Consider the following 20,927-nt stretch of genomic DNA (forward strand, 5'->3'; position numbering starts at 1 on the left):
CTGACGAGGCCAAGCGAAAGGAACAGTCCGGCCAGGCACGGGGCCGAGACATTTTCCCAAATGTGGCGCCGAAAAAGCATCATGCGAGCGTGCTGCGGTTCAGGCGGGTGAGATCGCGGGTTATCTCCTCCGATGCCGTCTTCAGCACGGCGGAATAGCGTTCGTTCGCCTCTCGCTGCGAGGCAAAGGCCGAGCGGAAATAGGTCAGGCCGAGGCTCGCCACCACACGGCCGCTATCATTGAAAACCGGCACCGCGATCGTGTCGGAATTGCGTGGCTCGACATGGGCCGCGCGCGTCGCATAGCCGCGCTTCCTCGTCATCGCCACCAGCCGGTTGATCTTGTCGGGATGCCGCGCCAACTCGTTTTCCGGATCGTCCGACATCCGCAGCATGCGTAGAATAAGCTCCAGCTCCTCATCAGGCGTGAAGGCGAGATAGGCGAGGCCCAGTCCGCGCGTGATCAGCGGCAAGCGCATGTTGACGGTCTTGTGAAAAGGGGAGACCGAGCTGTCGGGCACGGTGCTCATGCGCACCACCACGGCATCCCGATCAAGAAGCGCGATGGAAACGGGCCACTGGTGCTTGCGCGTGACGGCGACGGCCCAGGGCCGCCCAGCCTCCACCACCATCGGCTCCTTGTGATAACCGGAACTCAGCGAGGCGACGAGCGCGCTCAACTGGTAGCCGCCGACGCGCGGATCGTTCTCGACATAGCCGGCCTGTTCAAGCGTGCGCAGGATGCGGACCAGGGTCGGCTTGGGAAGCCCGGTGCGCTCATGCAGATGGGCAATGGAGGTGTATGGCTGCAGGTTCATTTCCTGCAACACACGCAGCCCCCGTTCGATCGATCGGATGCTCACAATTCCTCCTTCCCAAGACCGGCATTTCGCCTGCCGGAACAGATCGGGTTTGCAAGTTGAGAGCGCAAGTTGTCAAGCCCTATACCCGTCTTGTTCGAAGGAAGGAGACTTGCATGGCAACGGCGAACAATCGCGAGGAGGTGCGCGCCCTGATATCAACCATCGATGACGCGGTCGTCGACGGGCTGATGAAGGGGGCGGTCGATCTTCACGTTCATTCCGGACCGTCGACGATGGCCCGTCAGCTCGATCATTTCCAGGCGGTGGAACAGGCCGCGGCCGCCGGCATGCGCGGGATCATGTTCAAGGATCATCACTATTCCGTCGCGCCCTTTCTGCCGATCATGGAGCGCGTGCTCGGCCATCTGAATGTGGCAATGTTTGGCGGGCTGGTGTTGAACAACACGACCGGCGGCCTCAACCCCTTCGTCGTCGATGCCCAGCTTAACCAGGGCGCAAAGCTGGTCTGGATGCCGACGGCGCAATCGGCCAATCACATCCGCAGCTCCCATCGCAAGACAAGGCTTGCCTCCAATGTTCGGCTGAAGGCGTCTCCCGGCATCACAGTCGTCGACGCCTATGGCGAAATCCTCGACCCGGTGAAGGAGATCCTTGATTCGATCGCCGCCTTCGATGCCATCCTGTCCTCCGGCCACCTGCATGTGTGGGAAATCTGGAAACTGTTCACAGAGGCGCGCAAGCGCGGCGTCAAGCGCCTTCTCGTCAATCACCCCATGTACGGGCTGCACTTCACCTATGAGGACATCGCCGAAATGGCCGCGTTCGGCGCGGTGATCGAACAATCGGCATGCCTCTATGTGGATTCGCGCTTCAACGTGTTCTCCCCGCAGGAGCTGAAGGAACATGTCCTTGCCGCCGGCGTCGAACATTCCTCCATCGGCTCGGACCTGGGGCAGGTCGACAACCCCTCGCCCGTGGAAGGGCTGCGCCAGGCGATCAAGCTTCTGCTTGCACTCGGCTTCACCGAGGACGAGGTGCGCCTGATGGTGCGTGACAACCCGGCGAAACTGGTCGGCCTCGACCCTGCCTGAGGACAGCATTGTCTGACCGATGATTCGATTGATCACGCCACCCTTTCGTGTCGCGGACGGGTGCCGGAAGACGACCGATCAAAACCAAGAAATCTCGCGCACGCCAAGGAGACCGCCATGAAACTTGCAACCATCAACCATCAGGGAAAGCCTGTTCTTGCCATCAGAAAGGGCGATGCGACCGTTCTTCTGGAAGAGCTTTACGAAAGCGCCGGGCTTGGGTCCGCGCCTGCGGACATGAACGGCTTCATCAAAGGCGGCGCGGCGGAAATCGCCCGGGCGCGTGAAGCGCTCAAGAAGGGAGAAGCGACCCCGCTTGACGAGGCTTCGCTCGATTGGCTGCCGCCGCAGCCCCGGCCCTCCAAGATCCTCGGCGTCGCCTTCAACAATATGGGCATCCGCAAGTCCGCCCATCGCGATCCGGGCGTGCCGAACTTTTTCCTGAAGGCGCCCTCCTGCCTGACCGGCCACAACAAGCCGATCATCATGGAAGACTATTACGGCGAGACCATCCCCGAACTGGAACTTGCCGCCGTCATCGGCAAACGCTGCAGCAGGATATCGGTCGAGGAGGCGAAGGACGCGATCTTCGGCTTCACCATCATCAATGACGTCACCTCCCACGGCATGAAGTTCGGCATGGATTCGATCGCGACGACGCGCGAGCCCGATCTTCTCAGGCCCCATCATCTTGCCTGGCGCAACCGGCATGGCGAGGACGACCGCGATGTCTATTTCGTCTACCACACCCGCTCCAAGGCCTCCGATACATTCGGGCCGATGGGCCCCTTCATCACCACGACCGACGAAGTTGAAAACCCGGACGCGCTTGAGGTGAAGGGCTGGCTCAACGGAGAGCCCTTCGCCGTCGACAGCACGGCAAGCTACCGCTTCAAGGTCGCCGAGGTCATCGCGGAAGCCAGCCGCTTCTTCACCCTGGAACCCGGCGATGTCTTCTGCTTCGGCACATCGGCGAAGGGCGTCGGCAATTTTCCGAATGGCCACCGCTCGGTAAACATGCACAAACTGTCCGGTACAATCGATATCGAGATCGAAGGGCTCGGCAGATTGTCCAACCCGGTTGTCCATAACTGGGAAGACTGACGAGCGGAGGAGACCGGGCATTGAGCGGCGGCTCAACGGCCATAAGGGGGGAAGCGGACACAATGCGTGTAGTGGAATTCAACGGCGCGGGCGGACCGGACGTGCTCGACATCGTCGAACGCCCCATCCCCGCGCCCGGAGCGGGCGAAGTTCGGATCCGGGTTTACGCGGCAGGCGTGAACCGGCCGGATATCCAGCAAAGGCGAGGGCTCTATCCTCCGCCCCCGGACGCCTCCCCGATCCCCGGCCTTGATGTCTCGGGCATTGTCGACGCGGTTGGCCCGGCCGTGACAGGGCTCTGTGCCGGCGATGCCGTCTGCGCGCTGACCAATGGGGGCGGTTACGCCGAATATTGCGTCGTGCCTGCGCTCCAATGCATGCCGGTTCCGCGCGGGCTGAGCTTTGTCGAAGCCGCATCGCTGCCGGAAGTCTATTTTACCGCCTGGAACAACATCATCTGGCTTGGACGGCTTGGCGAAGGCGAGAGCCTGCTTGTGCAGGGCGGCACCAGCGGGGTTGGCATGGCCGCAATCCAGATCGCCCGCAAGCTGCGCAACGCCGAGGTTTTCGCGACAGCCGGGACAGACGAGAAGTTGTCCGTTTGTCTTCAGACGGGCGCGCACCATGCCGTCAGCTACAAGGGTGCCTGGGACGACGAACTGAGGGCGCTCACCGACGGGTTCGACGTGATCCTCGATGCGCAGGCCGGACCTTACACGCAACGGCAACTCGACCTTCTGAGACCGGACGGGCGGCTTGTCTTCATCGCCAGTCATCTCGGCGAGACGGCCGAGGTCAATGTCCGCCAGATCGTCCGGCGCAGACTGACGCTGACCGGCTCGACCCTTCGCCCGCGCCCGCCCGCCTACAAGGGCCGGATCGCCGCCGAGCTCGTTCGCGATGTCTGGCCGCTTCTGGAAACGGGTGAAATGACAACCCGCATCCATCAGGTCTTCGCCTTTGGCGACGTCAGGTCCGCCCATCGGTTGATGGATGAAAACAGGCAGATTGGCAAAGTGGTTCTGGCCGTCAATGCCGAATGCGCTGAAACCATCGGGCGTGCCCGCAACAAGGAAAAACACTGATGCTGATCGTTGACCACGCCCGTGATCTCGCTGCCCACGAAGGCCAATTGCTCGGCCGCTCGGCCTGGATGACCGTGACGCAGGAAGCGATCGACGATTATGCCCGGCTGACGGGCGATGATCACTGGATCCATGTGGATGTGGAGCGCGCCGCGCGCGAGATGCCCGGCGGCAAGACCATTGCCCACGGCCTTTTCATCATATCGCTACAGCCGGCGCTCCAGCGCGAGATCTATCAGATCAGGGCGCGCGGCCGTGGCTTGAACTACGGCTACGACCGGATGCGCTTCATCGCGCCCGTTCCGGTGGAAAGCCGTATCCGGCTCGCCCTGACGCTTGTCGCCGCCGAGCCGCATGCGCTGGGAACGCGGATCGTCAACGACGCCGTGATCGAGCTGGAGGGCTCCCAAAAGCCCGCCATCGCCACCCGCCATATCGTGCTCATCGAAAACGAGCCGGGAGATAACCGATGAACGAGGCCTCTCGGCCGGCCGCGAACCAGGAAGGCGGACTCGTTGCCGCTATCCTGCGCCACGGGCTTGAGCATCCGGACGCGCCGGCGCTGACCTGCAATGGCGAGACGATGAGCCGGGCAGAACTCCGCAGCGCCGTGCTGGCCGCGGCGGGCGCGATCGCGCAACATTGTGACGGCGCGGTCGGGCGGATCGCGGTTCTTGGAACGGCCGGCCTGGGGCTTACGGCAGCCTATCTTGGCATCATCGCGGCCGGCGGTTGCGCCGTGCCCCTGCCCGCCTCGGCACACCGCGAGGCGCTTGCCGGCATGCTGAAAGACTGCGACCCCGCGTTGATTTTCGTGCAGGACGGCTATGGGGACCTGCTGCCGGCCGATCTGGCCGCGCGCATCGTCCAGCTTGAGGCGCCCCCGGCAGGCGGCGTGCCGCAGAATTTTCTTGCCGGAACAGAGCCGTTCAGCGCTCCGGTGGTTCCTTTGCCCGAAGCGCCGTTCAACATCATCTACTCCTCCGGCACCACTGGCCGGGCCAAGGGCATCGTTCACGCTCACGCCATGCGGTACCGGCAGGCGGCGCGGACGCTTTTCGGGCTTGGCCCCGAAAGCACGATGCTTCTGGCGACGCCGCTTTATTCCAACACCACGCTGATGCCCTTGCTTTCGGCGCTGTTCCACGCAAGCCATGTCGTGCTGATGCCAAAATTCGATGCTGAAGCCTATCTGGCGCTTGCGGAGCAATATCGCGCTACCCACACCATGCTGGTGCCGGTCCAGTATCAGCGCATTCTGGCGGCGGAAGGTTTCGGCAGGCGCGACCTGTCGTCCTTCAAGGTCAAGCAATGCACCGGCGCGCCGCTTCCGGCCGCTGCTAAACGCGCCATCATCGAACAATGGCCGGGCGACTTCTTCGAGGTCTACGGCCTGACGGAAGGTGGTTGCACCTGTATTCTTGATGCCGCGCGCCACCCCGAAAAGGCGCATACCGTGGGCAAGCCGGCAGCGGGCAACATCATCCGCATCATCGACGACGACGGCAAGGACGTTGCGCCCGGCGAGCGCGGCGAGGTTGTCGGCCGCTCGGCGATGATGATGTCGGGCTATTTTCGCAATGAGGAGGCAAACCGCGCCTTCTACTGGCGCGATACCGAGGGCCGGCTTTTTCACCGCACCGGCGATATCGGCATGTTCGACGAGGACGGATTTCTCGTCCTGCTGGACCGCAAGAAGGACATGATCATCTCGGGCGGATTCAATATCTACGCCTCTGACCTGGAGGAAAAACTGCTCGCCCATCCCGATGTCATCGAGGCCGCCGTGATTGCGGTCCCGAGTGAGAAATGGGGCGAGACGCCGTTTGGCTTCGTGGCCGTAAAGCCGGACGCGAGGATCGAACCGGAGGCGCTGCGCGACTGGGTCAATGCCCGGCTGGGGCGCATGCAGAAAATCTCGGCGGTCGAGTTCCGCGAAACGCTTCCGCGCAACAGCGGCGGCAAGGTGCTGAAGCAGGAACTGCGCCAACCCTTCTGGGAGAAGACGGCATGAGCGAACAGGCCCCTCCCTTAAGCGGACGCATCGCCGTGGTCACGGGTGCGACAAGCGGCATCGGCCGCGCCTCGGCGATCCGGCTCGCCGACCTCGGCGCCACCATCGTCGCCGGCTATCACCGCCGAAGCGCGGCTGCCGAAGACCTTGTCGCATCGCTTCCCGGCGGAAATCACATAGCCTTACGGATCGCGCTTGAGGCAAGCGACAGCATCGCCGAGGCCGCACGGGCGGTCGAAGAGAGATTCGGCCGGGTGGACATTCTGGTCAATAATGGCGGCGCGACGGAAGCCGTGCCGGCCAATGATCTCGACGGCCTGACTGACGACATCTTCGACAGGATCACGCAGGTCAACCTGCGCGGCCCCTTTGCCATGATCCGCGCCTTTCGCCCGCTTCTCGCGCGCGGGCGGGATGCCGTTGTGGTCAACATCTCCTCGATCGCCGCGCGCACCGGCGTTGGCTCCAATCTTGCCTATTGCGCGGCGAAGGCCGGGCTCGATGCATTGACGATCGGGCTTGCGAAAGCGCTTGCGCCGGATATCAGGGTGTTTTCCATATCACCCGCCGGCGTTGATACCGATTTCGTGCCGGGACGTCCGCGCGCGCGGCTGGAGGCGGCGGCCACGCAGACTCCGCTTGCCAAGATCACCAGCGCCGACGATGTGGCGCGCGCCGTCATTGCCTGCGTCACGCTCATGACCAGCTCGACGGGCATCGTCATCCCGGTTGACGAAGGGCGGCACCTTTAGGGCCCTGCCCCGAAGCGTCCCCTATTCTGCCCGGGGCCTGCAGGGCACCTGTCCGAGCGCGATCATCATCATCACTGCCTCGCCGTCCTGGTTGGTCATCGTCACCTCGGTCTTGATGATGCCGAATTCCGGTCGCCGCTGGTGCGGCTCCGTCGCAATCACCTTGCGCGTCGTGATCAGCCTGTCGCCCGGACGCACCGGCCGACGCCAGCGCAATTGCTCGATGCCGAGGCCGACCATCGGCGTTTCGCCATAGCCGCCCGCTTCCACGAAGAGCCGCATGGAAAGCGCCGCGACCTGCCATCCGCTGGCGATGAGGCCGCCGAAGCGCCCTTCCGCAGCCTTTTCGGGATCGACATGCATGGGCTGCGGATCATACTCGCGGGCATAGCGGATGATCTCATCCTCAGACAAGGTGATAGTTCTGCTTGTCCATGTCTCGCCAATGGCAAAGTCTTCGAAATAGCGCCGCATCGTTTCTCCGGTCTCCGGTCGTGTTTCCCGGTGGTTTTAGCGCCAGGTCGTCCTTTCGGCAAAATGGCGGGGCACGCGTTCCGCAATGCGAAACGAACGACCGGGTGGATTGCGGCGCGCCGGCTGCCGGATAGAGTTGCAACGCTTCGCGGAGGAGAAAGGCGGCAGGATGGACGCTCTGGAGTTCTACATCGACGGGACATGGCGACGACCGGTGACCCCCAGCACGATACCGATCATCAACCCCGCCATCGAGCGGGAAATCGGCAGTGTCAATCTGGGCAGCGCCGATGATGTCGACGCGGCGGTCAGGGCAGCGCGGCGCGCCTTTGCGCCGTGGTCGCAGACCGACCGCGCGGAACGGCTTGCAATTCTCGGCCGCATCGTCGAGGGATTCCGGGCGCGCCTGCCCGAGCTTGCCCGGCTGATGACCATGGAAATGGGCGTGCCGATAACCTTCTCGATCGAACGTCAGGCCACGGTCGCGCTCTTCCACTTCGAGGAGGTTATCCGGGTCCTGCGCGACTACCCGTTCGACCGCCGGGAAGAGACCGGCATTGTCCGCAGGGAACCGATCGGCGTCTGCGGTCTGATCACGCCCTGGAACTGGCCGCTCAATCAGATCGCCTCCAAGGTCGCCCCGGCAATTGCGACCGGCTGCACCATGGTGCTGAAGCCCAGCGAGATCGCCCCGCTCAGCGCCACGGCGCTTGCCGAAATCATCGATGACGCCGGACTGCCCGCCGGCGTCTTCAATCTCGTCCACGGCGACGGACCGACCGTCGGAGAGGCAATCGCCCGCCACCCGGATGTCGACATGGTCTCGATCACCGGCTCGACCAATGCCGGCATCCGCGTCGCCGAGCTGGCCGCGAAAACGATCAAGCGCGTCGCGCAGGAGCTTGGCGGCAAATCGGCCAACATCATCCTGCCGGACGCCGATATTCCGGCAGCGGTGAAGGCGGGCGTGCATGCCTGCAACACCAATGGCGGACAGAACTGCCAGTCGCCGACCCGCATGCTGGTGCCGCGCCGGCATCGCGCTGAGGCCATCGCCGCCGCCTGCGAAGCAATATCAACCATCAGGCTCGGCGATCCGATGGACCCCAAAACGACGATGGGGCCGCTCGTGAGCCAGGCCCAGTTCGACAAGGTTCAGGCGCTGATCGCCTCCGGCATCGAGGAAGGCGCGACGCTTGTGGCCGGCGGGCCCGGGCGACCGGCCGAATGCAATGCCGGCTATTTCGTCCGGCCGACCGTGTTCGCCGATGTCACGCCGGCGATGCGCATCGCGCGCGAGGAGATCTTCGGGCCTGTGCTTTCGATAATGTTTTATGACAGCGAGGACGAAGCCGTCGAGATTGCCAATGACACGCCTTTCGGCCTTGCCGGTTTCGTCCAATCGAAAGACCTTGACCATGCACGTGTGGTTGCCAACCGAATCCGCGCCGGCCGCGTCTATCTCAACGGCGCGCCGTTTGACCGCAGCCTGCCGTTCGGCGGATATAAACAGTCGGGCAATGGCCGCGAGTTCGGCCTGTTCGGTTTCGAGGAATATCTGGAGGTCAAGGCGATCCTTGGCTATCCGGCCGCCTGAGGGGGCGGCCATTCACAATGCGAGGGAGGGGATCCATGCAGCCAGACACCAACAAACGCCTGATGGCGATGCTCGACCGCGAGGAGCTCTACGACCTTGCACGCCGCGAGCGGTTTGCCCGCGACCAGCGCCGCTTCGAGGTGATGCGGGACTGCTTTCACGACGACGCCTATGTGCGCACCAGCTGGTATGACGGCCATGGCGGGGACGCCTATGTCGAGGCCACGCGCAAGTTCATGGAAAAGGTCGGCAACGGCAAGCACTGGGTGTTTCCGGCCTTTGCCCAGGTGAAAGGCGACAGGGCCACAATCGAGAGCCCGGCCATGATCTTCAACCGGGCGACGCTCGGCGATGTCCAGATCGATTTTCACGTCTTCTGCCGCTACTTCTCCCGCGCGTTTCGTCAGGACGGAACCTGGAAACTCTCAAGCTTCGAGGTGCTGTTCGAACGGGATATCCTGCGCGCGGTCAATCCGGACGAGACGCCGCCCATCGACTGGGACAAACTGCGGGCGTTCAGGCCATCCTATTGTTTCCTCTCCTATCTTCAGGCGAGCCGCGGCATCGACGTCAACCAGAACCTCCTCGGCGACGACCGACCGGATGAACTCGCCGCCTTCCATGAAGGCGAAGAGCAATGGCTCGCGGGCCTGGGTTGATTGCCGTCGCTTGGAAAGGTCTTGAGGGTCGCCCGGAGCTTCTTTGCCGACAGGCTGCGACCGACGCCGAAGCTGAAAGCGGTGCGGGTCTTGCGAAAACCTTATTCCGCCAAGCGAAACGCAGACCCTTTGAAATATGTACAACCCGGCATTGGCCTTAGATTCGCAGACAGAGGAGACTTGCCGGCATGCCGGATCGTCGGGAAGGCGAGGCACACCGGAGACCATGCGCATTTCAACATCGGCTGAGGAAGATCTTATCAGCCCTGGACCGGCCGGGATAGTCAGGGCGGGATAGTCAGGCAGGGCGAATACGCTGCCGAAAGCCGTTAAACACAGAGGAGGACATTCAATGAAAAAACTTGCAAGCATCGCGCTCGGCGCCATTTGCCTTTTCGCCGGAGGGGCGATTGCAAAGGATGACGCCGTCACCCTGCCGAAAACGCTGGTATGGACGAGCTTCGACACCGGCAGCCTCGGCTACAACCAATCGATTGCCGTCGGCAAGGCGCTGGAGGATGCCTATGGCATCTCGCTTCGGGTGTTGCCGGCCAGCACGGATCTCTCGCGCATTGCGCCAGCCCGGGAAGGCCGCGTGCCCTTCGCGCTTGCCGGAAGCGACGCCTTCTATGCCTTTGAAGGCGTCCTGAGCTATGCAACGCCCGATCTCGGCCCCCAGAAGCTGACGGCCGTGATCCTTGCCGGCGCGGATAACGGCGTCGCCATGGGCGTCGCCGACAATCAGGATATAAACAGCATCGCGGACCTGAAGGGCAAAAAGGTGGGCTGGGTGGTCAGTTCGCCGTCGCTGCAGTCCAATGTCCGGGCGTTCCTCGCCTTCGGCGGCCTGACCGTCGATGATGTCGAGCTTGTCGATCAGCCGAGCTATGGCGGCGCATGGCAGGCTTTCACCAATGGCCAGATCGACGCGATGACGGCAGTCACCAGCGGCAGCGGCGTGCTTGAGCAGGCCGCCGCCTCGCCGCAGGGCCTGAAATGGCTGGCGCTGCCCTTTTCCGATACCGAAGGCTGGAACCGCCTCCAGGCCGTCAACCCGCATTTCGGTCAACGCAAGGCGACCGTCGGCATCGATATCGACGCGGAGCATCCGCTGGAATGCGCGGGCGTCCCCTACCCGGCGCTGATCACCTACACCGCCTCGCCCGATCTCGTCTACAATGTGACCAAGGCGATCGACCTGCAGGCGCCGGTCTACAGCAAGATGCAGTCCGGCACATCGGGCTGGGCGGCGAAGTCCGAAGTCTTCGACTGGGTCGTGCCGTTCAACGACGCCGCAATCAGGTATTACAAGGAGGTTGGCTTGTGGTCGGAAGAAGACCAGAAGCACAATGACGACCTTGTTGCCCGCGCGAAGGTTCTCCAGGAAGCCTGGGCCAAGATGGACGGAGAGCGCGGCGATGATTTCGCCGAAAAATGGATGAAGGTGCGCGCCGATATGCTCGAAGCCGCCGGTTTCCCGGCCTATTTCCGGTAAACCGACATGCCTGCAATCGACAACACGCACGGTGGCGAGGCGGTTTCCGCCCGCCGCCCATCCGCGATGACCTCGCTCGTCCTGCGTACCTTGACGGTCCTGCTTCTGCTTCTCGGCATAAACCAGACCTTCAACCTCGGTTCGCGCTTTCACCTGACCCTGTTGGAAAACCAGTATTTCTATGCCGTTCTGGCGCTTGCGATCCCGATGGTGTTTCTTCTCATGCCCGGCGTGCGCGCGACAAGCGGAAAGACGCCCGGCATTGTCGACTGGGCGCTTGCGGCCATCACCTTCGTGACGCTCGGCTATTTCATCTTCAACGCCTATGACATCGTCCTATTCGGCTGGGAAATGTCGCCGCCGACCGCCGCCGTCTACGCCAGCGCCATACTCTGGCTGGTGATGCTGGATGCCGGACGACGCGCGGGTGGCCTGATCCTCGGCATGATCGTCCTGTTCTTCTCCACCTATCCCCTGTTTGCCGACAAGCTGCCCGGTCCGATCTCGGCTTTCAGCTCGCCGTTCAGATATGTGGCGGCCTATCATGCAATGAGCCTCGAAAGCATTCTCGGCATACCGCTCAAGGCCTTCGCCAACCTCGTCTTCGGCTTCGTCGTCTTCGGCGCGGCGCTTGAGCATACCGGCGCCGGACGCTTCTTCATCAACCTCGCCTTCGCGCTTCTCGGTCATGTGCGCGGCGGCCCGGCGAAGGTCGCGATCCTGTCCAGCGGCCTGATGGGCTCTCTGAGCGGCAGCGTGGTCACCAATGTGCTGACCACCGGCGTGATGACCATTCCGGCCATGCGCAAGGTCGGCATGAAGGGCACGGTCGCAGCAGGCATAGAGACCTGCGCCTCGACCGGCGGCGTGCTGATGCCGCCGGTGATGGGCGCGGCCGCTTTCGTCATGGCGGATTTTCTTCAGGTGCCTTACGCGACGATTGCCCTTGCCGCCGCCATTCCCGCCGCGCTCTATTTCTTCGGCCTGTTCATCCAGATCGATGCGCGCGCCGCGCGCGAGGGCCTCAGCGGCCTTCCCGCCGAGGAACTCCCGGACCTCAAGCAGACGCTCAAGGAGGGCTGGCACCATGTCTTCGCCTTCGCGCTGCTGACGGTCATGCTGCTCGTGCTCAAGAAGGAACAATATGCGCCGTTTTATGCAACCGCGGTGCTGCTTGCCGTCAACCAGATCGTCTCGAAGACCGATCGCTGGGGCAAAAAGGAATTGTTGCATTTCATCGACAGTCTGGGTCGCCTGTTCGCCACGCTCGCGGCAACGCTGGCCGCCGTCGGCATGATCGTCGGCGGGTTGTCGATGACCGGGCTTGCCGGAACGCTGGTCAACGACCTCTTGAGCATTGCCGGGGATTCGCCCCTGCTTCTGCTCATCATGGGCGCGCTGACCAGCCTTGTCCTCGGCACGGGCATGACGGCGACGGCCTGTTACATCTTTCTCGCCGTGATGCTAGCCCCGGCGCTGATCCAGGTAGGGCTCAACCCGATGGCCTCGCACCTTTTCATCTTCTACTGGGGCATGTTGTCCTTCATCACGCCGCCGGTCGCTCTGGGCGCGTTTGCCGCCGCATCGGTCGCCAACACGCCGCCGATGCGCACCGGGCTCGAGGCGATGAAGATCGGCAGCATCGTCTATTTCATCCCGTTCTTTTTCGTGTTCGACCCGGCGCTTATCGGCGAAGCGGACTGGCAGAACATTCTCCTTTCCTCGGGGCTTGCGCTTTTCGGCGTGTGGATGTTCGCGAGCGGGGTCCAGGGCTACATCATGGGCATCGGTCCGGTCTTTTCCGACCGTCCCTATGTCTGGGTGCTGCGGCTTCCGCTGTTGATCGGCGCGATACTGATCGCGCTTCCGGGCGAGGCTGTCCCCGGCTTCGGCGATCTGGAGTTGCTGGCTCTGGGGCTGGCGATCATGGCGCCCGTCATCATCGCCGCCTTTATCCTCAACCGGCGCGGACTCGGCAGGGCCAGGCCCGCCTGAGCGGGCCAAAGGGCTTCACGCGCACGCAACGCTCACAGCTCTCCTTTTTCGCACATCATCCTCGGGATTGACCCGAGGATCTGGCCACCGCTCAGCACGAGCGGCGTTGGCGTTTCGTAAAATATTGTATTAAATACATTTTTCGTCCGATATGCTTGTCGCGGCGATGCGTCTATAGAGGCGCGAGACAGGCCCGAGCATGAAGAGTGAGGATGACACGAGCTGCGTCAACAAGCTCAGCAGTGCAGGTAATCTCCGGACCCCTTGCACTGTTTTTCGGCATGACCTGATGCCGCCATCATGGCGCCTCGTGTATGGACCCGGCTAAAGTGACCTGTCCATCCCAGTGTCCTGAAACGCGAATGCGCCCGGGGAAAACTCCGCCGGGCGCATCGAGACATTCTTGAACGAGGATCGGACGGAAGGTTCAGTCTTCCACCGGCTCCGGATCTTTGTTCTTCCGCTTCCTCGGCCCGAGATAGATGATCGACAGGACGGAGAGCGCCAGAAGAACGAGCGCGATCGGATGCTGCACCACGACCCAGGGATCACCCCGGCTGATCAGGATCGACTGGACCAGTTTGGATTCGAGCTCCGGCGTCAGCACATAGCCGATGATGAAGGCGACGACGGAGAAGCCGAACTGCTGCATGAAATAACCCATCACGCCGAAAGCCAGCATGATGTAGATGCCGAACATGCCGCCCGTCGTCACATAGGCGCCGGTGGTGCAGAGCAGCAGTGCCGTCGGGTAGACCACGGAATTGGGCGCGGCGATCGCCAGCGACCATATGCGCATGCCGATCTGGCCGACGCCGAGATTGCAGAAATTGGCGATCAGCATGGCGCCGAACAGGCCGTAGATCAGTCGCCCCTGCTCCTCGAACAGCAGCGGACCGGGCTGCACGCCGTGGATGATGAAGGCGCTGACCAGGAGGGCGGCAGCGATATTGCCCGGAATGCCGAGCGTCAGAAGCGGAATGAGATTTGCGCCGACGACGGCCGAATTTGCCGCCTCCGAAGCCGCGATGCCGCGCGGATCGCCCTTGCCGAAGCTTTCCGGATCCCTGGCCTGCTGCTTGGTGACCGAATAGGACAGGAAGCCGGCCGTTGCCGAGCCGAGCCCCGGAATGGCGCCGATGACCGTGCCGATCGCCCAGGCGCGGATCGCCACATATTTGTTGGCCAAGAGCTCGCTCAGCGTCACGCCCTTGTCCTCGGGGTTGTCGGAACGCACGCGGATCGGCGTTGCCGTGCTCGTGGCCCGTGTGGTGGCGGCAATCTGGCGGAAGATCTCCGATACGGCGAGAAGTCCGATCGACATCGCCGTCAGCGGCAGGCCGTCATAAAGATCGAGCATGCCGAAGGTGAAGCGCGGCGTGCCCATGGCCGGGTCAATGCCCACCGAGGCGAACAGAAAACCGAGCGCGGCCGCCATCAACCCCTTGACCATCGAGGAACCGACGAGGCCGGTAATGACCGTGAAGGCAAGGATCATCAAGGCGGTGATCTCGATCGGCCCCATGCGCAGCGCCACGAGCGCGAGCGGCGCCGAGATCGTGATCAGCACGATGTCGCTCGAAAGATCACCGAAGACGGAATAGTAAAGCGCGTATTTCATCGCCTTCATCGGCTTGCCGTTTTTGGCCATGGGATGGCCGTCAAGCGCGGTTGCCGCTGACTCGGGCGTGCCGGGCGTGTTGATCAGGATCGCCGGGATCGCGCCGCCCACCGTTCCGCCCTTGTTGACGCTGATGAGAAAGGCGAGCGCCGTCAGCGTATCGAGCGTGTAGGTGAGCGGAATGGCGATCGCCAGCGCCATCAGCAGCGTCATGCCGGGGATCGCTCCAACGATCTGGCCGACGGCTACGCCGAGAATGATGTAGAGAAGGTTGGTGAGGGTGATGGCGTCGGTCAGTCCACCGATGATTGTGGCAAAGTCAGGCATAGCATTGCTTTCAGAGGGGAAGCGATGGCAATGGACGTCCCATCACGATCACGAAAACGAACCACGTTCCTGCCGGAACCAGCACAATTGTCGTGGCGAGCCACTGATAGCGGCGCTCGAACATGAAGGCGCAGACGGCCGCCATCAGCAGAACGGCCGACGGCAGGAAGCCCACGCGCGGCATGGCGAGCGCGGCGACAAGAACCACAGCAGCAAGCCCGGCGAGACGCGCAAACTCGTACCAACTGAAATTCGCAGGCTGTGCCTTGGCGAAAAACTGGATGAGGCCGAGAAGGATGAACAGCCAGGCTGCGATCTTCGGAAACAGCGAGGGGTCTATCGGCCCCGGCTGGCTCGTGACCTGATACGGGATCAGGAAAAAAAGGAGAAAGCCACCAAAGAGAATGCTGGCTCCCCCGAGCATGCGCTCAAGATACATTGAACAGCGCCCCTCATCGCTAGCGCATCGGCCCGAAAACCGGAATCGATTTTCGGAAAGCACGATGCGTAGATTCAATAGGTTAGAGCGTCCTTTGTGTGTCCGAATGGACGCACGGCGCTCCTGGTTACTTGCCGAGATACGCCTTGTAGAACTGGGCGCTTTTCGCGATCTTGTCAGTGGTTCCCTTGGGACCCAGGTTCAGCGGCTCGTTCTCAAGACGCATCATCAGTTCATTGTAGCCATCGGAATTGACGGCCTCGTCCAGCGCCTCTTCCAGGCAGGTCTTGATCGCCGGATCAACGCCCTTGGGCACCATGAAGATCGTCTGTCCCTCGATCGTTGCGTCAAGCCCGCCCTCGATCAGGGTCGGGGAGTCCGGTGCATAGGGCGTGCGGGCATCGGTCAGCGACGCGAGCTGGTTCATCGCCCCGGCCTTGATCTGCTGGACATGCTGGGTGCCCTGGGTCGTCGCATCCACGTGGCCGCCAAGCGCAGACTGCAGCGCATCCGCCGCCCCCTTGCTCGGAACCGCAATCAGGTTGACGTCGTAATGCTTGGCCAGTTGATCGACCAGGATCTCCTGGCTCTTGCCGCCGACCGAAATCGTCGCGCCATTATTGTCTTTTGCAAAGGCGATGAATTCGTCCAGCGTCTGGTAGGGGCGGTCGACGAGCGAGACCAGACCGTAGTTGATCTGCATCGCCGTCCCCAGATAGTCGAAGCTTTCATAGGTATAGGGAGTGTCCGAATTCTCGTAGGGATTGAGGGCAACCGTGCCCGTGGCCGCCACGCCGACGGAATAGCCGTCGGGCTTCATGTTCATGAGCGTCGCCGACATCACGCCGCCGCCGGCGCCCGGCTTGTTGTCGACGATCACGGTCCAGCCCTGCTGCGTCTCCAGTTCGGCGGCGATCGCCCTCGCGATGGCGTCCGTGCCGCCGCCCGCGCCATAGCCGACAAGCATCTGGACCGGCTTGGCCGGAAAGCCTTCAGGGCAGGTCGCGGCGGCAGTGGCAAGCGGTGATACCGCGATCGAAAGTCCGATGACGGTCGTTCCAAGAATGATATCTGCTGTGTTCATGTTTTCCTCCAAAATACGCGAACCGTACCGTCTCCCCCGTAGCAGTTCGCTCTTCTCCCGATAGCTTGCCTAGCAACCACAACATGCAATGGAAATGCCGGGTGGCCTCCGTTCCGCCTGACGAAATATCGGCATCACCGCGCCAGAAACGCCTCCATTTCCGCAAGCATGGCATCACGGCCGTGCTCGGGCCGGTCGAAAAGGATGTAATGGGTGGTGTCGCCGGGCTCCCAGCAGAAAACCTCTTCCGCATTGATCAGGTCGGCCGTCAGCGCGTCCATATCGTCCTTCTGGCTGAGCGTGTCGAACTCCGGTCGGACGATCATCACCTTCGCATAAACCTGATTGGCGTTGACGAGCTTATGGCCGATGCCCATCAGGAAAAGGTCCTCCAGCATGCCGTTGGGGCTGCGATAGGTTGGCGGATCGCGATCTTTCGCCGTCGGGTCGCCGTCGATCAGGGCCTGTTCGAAGGCCTTGACGATCGCCGGATCACGCCAGGCGGCCTTGTCCGCGATCGGTATCTGCCGGTCCCAGTCGCGGGTCAGCATGTCGACCGCGTTGAAGGTGTAGTTGCCGAATTGCGGACGGTTGAAATGGCCCGGTCGGGCCGGATCCTCCCACTGCGAGCCATGGCAGAATTTCGGGTGCCCGCCGGCCGCGCCGTAGACCATGTTGTAGAGAACAAGGTGGCTTGCCTTTTCCGGCCACAGAGCGGCGAAGGCCATGACGCAGGTGCCGCCGACGCCCCAGCCAAACAGGCCGACCGAGGAATAGCCAGATGCGTCGCGAAGGTGATCGACCGCCGCCTCCAGATCACGGACGATCTCGAGCGTGCGCACAAGCGGCTTCGTCGGCGTCGGCGGAAGGTCCATCTCCGCCGGACGCTCGGACCGGCCGAAGCCGCGCGCGTCGACGATGTAGCAGCGATGGCCGCGCACGGCGAGATCGGCGGCGAGCGAACCGTGAGGGACATCGAGATCATATTCCGAAAGCCCGGGGATACGCGTCCCGTGCATCAGGATCATCGGTCGTGCCTCGACGTCCGCCGCTTCGTCGAACACCTCGCGGATCGCTATCCGCACGCCGTCGCGCGTCTCCACGAAAAAATCCCTGCGCCTGATTGTCCCCGACATGCCTTCTCCTCCGCAAAACTGGGTGCCAGCCTATCTATGGGAACCGGCCCCCGCGCCGCATCTTTCATGACATGCCGTTTCGCCAGCCGGAAACAGCCGGTTGCCGAAAAACGCCAAGTCGCCGGTTTTCAAAAAGTCAGGCGGGGGCCGGACCGGTCGACTGGCGCTCGATGATACGGCAGGGAACATGCAGGCGCAGCGGACAATCCGGAAAATCCTGATTGGTAATGCGCTGGTGCAGGACCCGCGTCGCCATCCTGCCGATATCGACGCCGGGCACCTTCACCGTCGTCAGTTGCGGCAGGATCTGCTGGGCGGCGGAATAGTCGCCGAAGCCGACCACGGATGCATCGCGCGGGATGCGATAGCCGCGCGCCAGAAGTTCAGAAATCACCGTCAGCGCCAGGCCGTCATGGGCGCAGAAGAAAGCGGTGGGCTTTTCGATCGTCGCTGCCAACCGGTCGAAGGCCTCGCCGAAGTCACGTCCCTCTTCCGGAATGAGATCGTGCAGAACGACGCCCGGCTCGCGCTCGCAGACCTCGCGCAACCCGTAGAGCCGCTCCATGCGTCCCCGATAGCGCGGATCGCCATGAACGTAGACGATCCGGCGATGGCCAAGCTTCAGAAGAAAACGTCCGACGGCGGAACCGGCCTCGTGGTCGGTGGCGCCAACCTGGTCGACAGGCTCCAGCGGTTCCAGCCAGCTGTTGCGCACGATCGGAATGTCGGCATGGTGCAGCCGCTTGAGGTTCTCCTGGCTGTGCAGCCCGACAATCAGGAGGCCGCTGCATTCCTCTGCCATCGCCTTCAGTTCTATCCCGTTGCGGGTGCTGCGGATGCGCAACGCGTAACCCAGGATCTGGGCCTCGCGCTGCACGCCGTTCTGGATCTGCATATGCAGCTCGGTATTGGCCACGTCATTGTCGTCGAAAACGACGCCGAGAAGCTTGGATGACGCCGGTGCCTTGCGGTAGCCAAGCCGGTCGGCGGTCTCCGCCACCTTCAGGCGGGTCGCCTCGCTGACACCGCTCTTGCCTGAGAGCGCGCGCGAGACGGCGAATTTCGAGAGGCCCGTCTCCTCTGCAATCGTCTGAATGGTTACCCGCGCCACATCGCACCTTTCTGACAGTTCCCCATGCATTGGTGCCGAATTCGACACCGCGGCTCAAGCCGAGAAAATGTCTCCTGCAAAAAAGTTAACCTAACGCTTTACATAACAAAACTTCTATTTCAAGCTATTTGTTAGTCGGCGGAGGATAACGAGACGCCGATATGAGGAGGAGAACATTCATGAGGAATTTGAGCCGCAGAGCCTTTCTCGCGGCAGGGACGGCGTTTGCCGGTCTCCTGGCGCTGCCCGCCTGGGCTGACATGACATACCACTCACCCAACCTTGAAGCCGCCGTTCAGGCCGGCGATCTGCCGCCCGTGGCTGAGCGCCTTCCGGAAAACCCGCTGGTAATCACGCCCCGCGATCAGCCGGGCACGCAGGGCGGCACATGGAACCATGCGCTGGTCGGCGGCGGATCGCTGTCCATGCTGGTGCGCTACCAGGGCTATGAGCCGACGGTGCGCTTCACGCCCGACTGGTCCGGCGTCACGCCCAATGTCGCCGAATCCTTTGAAGTCAACGAGGATTCCACCGAATACACCTTTACCCTGCGCAAGGGCATGAAGTGGTCGGACGGCGAGCCCTACACCACCGAGGATGTAAAGTTCTGGTATGAGGATGTGTTCCAGAACCCGGAGCTCACCATCGGCGACCAGGCCTTCTGGTATTCCGCCGACGGCTCGGTTGCCGAGTTGGACGTGGTCGACGACCAGACCTTCAAGGTCAAGTTCGCCCAGCCGAACGGTTTCTTCGCCCAGCAGCTCGCCTGGGCGCAGCAGGACCAGATCACCCGCACCCCGAAGCACTATCTCAAGCAGTTCCACATCAAGTACAATCCGGATGCCAACGCACTCGCCAAGGAGCGCGGCTATGAAAGCTGGGTGGCATTGTTCCAGCGCGAATGCGGCGTGCAGCAGGACAATGATTTCTTCCAGAATTCCAACCGCCCGACGCTGAATGCCTGGAAGTTCACGATCGCGCCGGGCGAGGACACGGAACGCGCCGTCGCCGTGCGCAATCCCTATTACTGGAAGGTCGACACCGAAGGCACGCAACTGCCCTATTTCGACGAGATCAACTACCAGATGGTCGGCGACCCGGAAGTGCTTCTTCTGAAGACGCTTCAGGGCGAGATCGACATGATGGATCAGTATATCGCGACGCCCGCCAACAAGCCGGTGCTCTACGATGCGCAGGAAAGCGGCGATTTCCACTTCTACACGCTGAAGGAAACCGCCGCCAATGTGATGGTGTTCCAGCTCAACCTGAACCACACCGATCCGGTCAAGAACGCGCTCTACAACAATCGCGATTTCCGCGTGGCGCTGTCCCACGCGATCGATCGCCAGTCGATGATCGAGGCGGTCTTCGTCGGCCAGGGCGCGCCGGCCCAGCCCTCGATCGTGGAAGGCGATCCGCTTTATGTCGAGCGGCTCGCCAAGCAGTACACGGAATACGATCCGGAAAAGGCGAATGCGATCCTGGACGAGATCCTGCCGAACAAGGACAGCGAAGGCTTCCGGCTCGATTCCGAGGGCCGGCGCGTGACGATCATCTTCGAGATCGATCAGGTGCGCACCACCTTCCTCGACATGTTCCAGCTTGCGATACCGAACTTCCGCGATGTCGGCATCGATGCGCAGATCCGGACCATGGACCGCTCGCTCTGGGAAACCCGCGTCCGTCATGGCCGCGAGTTTGACGCCACGGCCCACCAGTTCGGCGCAAACAGCGGCGTCGCGGCCATGCTCGATCCGCGCTATTTCGTGCCGTTCAACACCAATGCGCTCTATGCCCAGGGCTGGGCCCTGCACTTCAACCAGCCGGACAATGATGCGGCCATCGAGCCACCGGAAGAGGTGAAGGCGCAGCAGGCGCTTTACAAGAAACTGCTGGCCACCGGCGATCAGGACAAGCAGCACGAAATCATGCTGGAAATCCTGAACAACGCCGCCGACCAGTTCTTGGTCTTCGGCGTCAGCCTGCCGCCGGACGGTTACGGCGTCGTCAAGAACGACATGGTCAACACCATGCCGGTCATGCCGAATTCGTTCGGCTGGCCGACGCCCGGACCGTCGGCGCCGGAGCAGTTCTTCAAGAACTGATCGGCAGAAACCTCT

18 protein-coding genes are annotated in these 20,927 nt (G+C 62.5%); 11 read left to right on the forward strand and 7 right to left on the reverse strand.

Going from position 1 to position 20,927, the window contains the following annotated elements:
• Nucleotides 1-79 precede the first annotated feature (79 nt).
• Nucleotides 80-862, reverse strand: coding sequence for an IclR family transcriptional regulator domain-containing protein (locus FF124_RS08940; protein WP_138748138.1), 783 nt, complete (start codon nt 860-862; stop codon nt 80-82).
• A gap of 113 nt (nt 863-975) precedes the next feature.
• Here FF124_RS08940 and FF124_RS08945 point away from each other — a divergent pair, with 113 nt between their 5' ends.
• From FF124_RS08945 to FF124_RS08970, 6 genes are all read left to right on the forward strand, one after another.
• Nucleotides 976-1,914, forward strand: a complete 939-nt coding sequence (locus FF124_RS08945; RefSeq protein ID WP_187326875.1) for a DUF6282 family protein — start codon at nt 976-978, stop codon at nt 1,912-1,914.
• A 117-nt stretch (nt 1,915-2,031) separates the two neighbouring features.
• Nucleotides 2,032-3,018, forward strand: coding sequence for a fumarylacetoacetate hydrolase family protein (locus tag FF124_RS08950; RefSeq protein ID WP_138748140.1), 987 nt, complete (start codon nt 2,032-2,034; stop codon nt 3,016-3,018).
• A 62-nt stretch (nt 3,019-3,080) separates the two neighbouring features.
• Nucleotides 3,081-4,103 (forward strand): NAD(P)H-quinone oxidoreductase, encoded by a 1,023-nt coding sequence (locus FF124_RS08955; protein ID WP_138748141.1) that lies wholly within the window; start codon nt 3,081-3,083, stop codon nt 4,101-4,103.
• Nucleotides 4,103-4,576, forward strand: coding sequence for a MaoC family dehydratase (locus tag FF124_RS08960; RefSeq protein ID WP_138748142.1), 474 nt, complete (start codon nt 4,103-4,105; stop codon nt 4,574-4,576). Before FF124_RS08955 ends, FF124_RS08960 begins: the two co-directional genes overlap by 1 nt.
• The gene (locus tag FF124_RS08965) at nt 4,573-6,117 is read left to right on the forward strand and encodes a class I adenylate-forming enzyme family protein (protein WP_138748143.1); all 1,545 of its coding nucleotides are present in this window, start codon (nt 4,573-4,575) and stop codon (nt 6,115-6,117) included. The genes FF124_RS08960 and FF124_RS08965 overlap by 4 nt, the downstream gene beginning before the upstream one ends.
• On the forward strand, nt 6,114-6,869 hold the full coding sequence (locus tag FF124_RS08970; RefSeq protein ID WP_138748144.1) for an SDR family NAD(P)-dependent oxidoreductase: 756 nt from the start codon (nt 6,114-6,116) through the stop codon (nt 6,867-6,869). The genes FF124_RS08965 and FF124_RS08970 overlap by 4 nt, the downstream gene beginning before the upstream one ends.
• 21 nt (nt 6,870-6,890) lie before the next feature.
• On the opposite strand, the gene FF124_RS08975 is transcribed toward FF124_RS08970, so the two are convergent.
• A complete protein-coding gene (locus FF124_RS08975) occupies nt 6,891-7,343 on the reverse strand; it encodes a MaoC family dehydratase (protein ID WP_138748145.1) in 453 nt (150 codons plus the stop codon).
• Nucleotides 7,344-7,512: 169 nt separating this feature from the next.
• On the opposite strand from FF124_RS08975, the gene FF124_RS08980 reads away from it, so the two are divergent.
• From FF124_RS08980 to FF124_RS08995, 4 genes are all read left to right on the forward strand, one after another.
• Nucleotides 7,513-8,940, forward strand: a complete 1,428-nt coding sequence (locus FF124_RS08980; protein ID WP_138748146.1) for an aldehyde dehydrogenase family protein — start codon at nt 7,513-7,515, stop codon at nt 8,938-8,940.
• Between the two features lie 35 nt (nt 8,941-8,975).
• The gene (locus FF124_RS08985; protein WP_138748147.1) at nt 8,976-9,599 is read left to right on the forward strand and encodes a nuclear transport factor 2 family protein; all 624 of its coding nucleotides are present in this window, start codon (nt 8,976-8,978) and stop codon (nt 9,597-9,599) included.
• 352 nt (nt 9,600-9,951) lie between these two features.
• The gene (locus FF124_RS08990; RefSeq protein ID WP_138748148.1) at nt 9,952-11,094 is read left to right on the forward strand and encodes a TAXI family TRAP transporter solute-binding subunit; all 1,143 of its coding nucleotides are present in this window, start codon (nt 9,952-9,954) and stop codon (nt 11,092-11,094) included.
• Nucleotides 11,095-11,100: 6 nt separating this feature from the next.
• Nucleotides 11,101-13,089, forward strand: a complete 1,989-nt coding sequence (locus FF124_RS08995; RefSeq protein ID WP_138748149.1) for a TRAP transporter permease — start codon at nt 11,101-11,103, stop codon at nt 13,087-13,089.
• Between the two features lie 427 nt (nt 13,090-13,516).
• Here FF124_RS08995 and FF124_RS09000 read toward each other — a convergent pair whose 3' ends face one another.
• The 5 genes from FF124_RS09000 to FF124_RS09020 all read right to left on the reverse strand — a co-directional run bounded on the left by FF124_RS09000 (nt 13,517) and on the right by FF124_RS09020 (nt 18,807).
• A complete protein-coding gene (locus FF124_RS09000) occupies nt 13,517-15,037 on the reverse strand; it encodes a tripartite tricarboxylate transporter permease (protein ID WP_138748150.1) in 1,521 nt (506 codons plus the stop codon).
• Between the two features lie 10 nt (nt 15,038-15,047).
• The gene (locus FF124_RS09005) at nt 15,048-15,554 is read right to left on the reverse strand and encodes a tripartite tricarboxylate transporter TctB family protein (protein ID WP_187326876.1); all 507 of its coding nucleotides are present in this window, start codon (nt 15,552-15,554) and stop codon (nt 15,048-15,050) included.
• A 49-nt stretch (nt 15,555-15,603) separates the two neighbouring features.
• The gene (locus FF124_RS09010; RefSeq protein WP_138748152.1) at nt 15,604-16,560 is read right to left on the reverse strand and encodes a tripartite tricarboxylate transporter substrate binding protein; all 957 of its coding nucleotides are present in this window, start codon (nt 16,558-16,560) and stop codon (nt 15,604-15,606) included.
• Nucleotides 16,561-16,694: 134 nt separating this feature from the next.
• Entirely contained in the window at nt 16,695-17,696 is a 1,002-nt protein-coding gene (locus FF124_RS09015) for an alpha/beta hydrolase (protein ID WP_138748153.1), read from the reverse strand.
• A 136-nt stretch (nt 17,697-17,832) separates the two neighbouring features.
• Complete coding sequence (locus FF124_RS09020; RefSeq protein ID WP_246072327.1) at nt 17,833-18,807, reverse strand: LacI family DNA-binding transcriptional regulator; 975 nt, start codon at nt 18,805-18,807, stop codon at nt 17,833-17,835.
• A 179-nt stretch (nt 18,808-18,986) separates the two neighbouring features.
• On the opposite strand from FF124_RS09020, the gene FF124_RS09025 reads away from it, so the two are divergent.
• Nucleotides 18,987-20,912, forward strand: a complete 1,926-nt coding sequence (locus FF124_RS09025; RefSeq protein WP_138748155.1) for an ABC transporter substrate-binding protein — start codon at nt 18,987-18,989, stop codon at nt 20,910-20,912.
• Nucleotides 20,913-20,927: the final 15 nt, after the last annotated feature.

The organism is Martelella lutilitoris, assembly GCF_005924265.1.
Classification (GTDB): Bacteria; Pseudomonadota; Alphaproteobacteria; order Rhizobiales; family Rhizobiaceae; genus Martelella; species Martelella lutilitoris.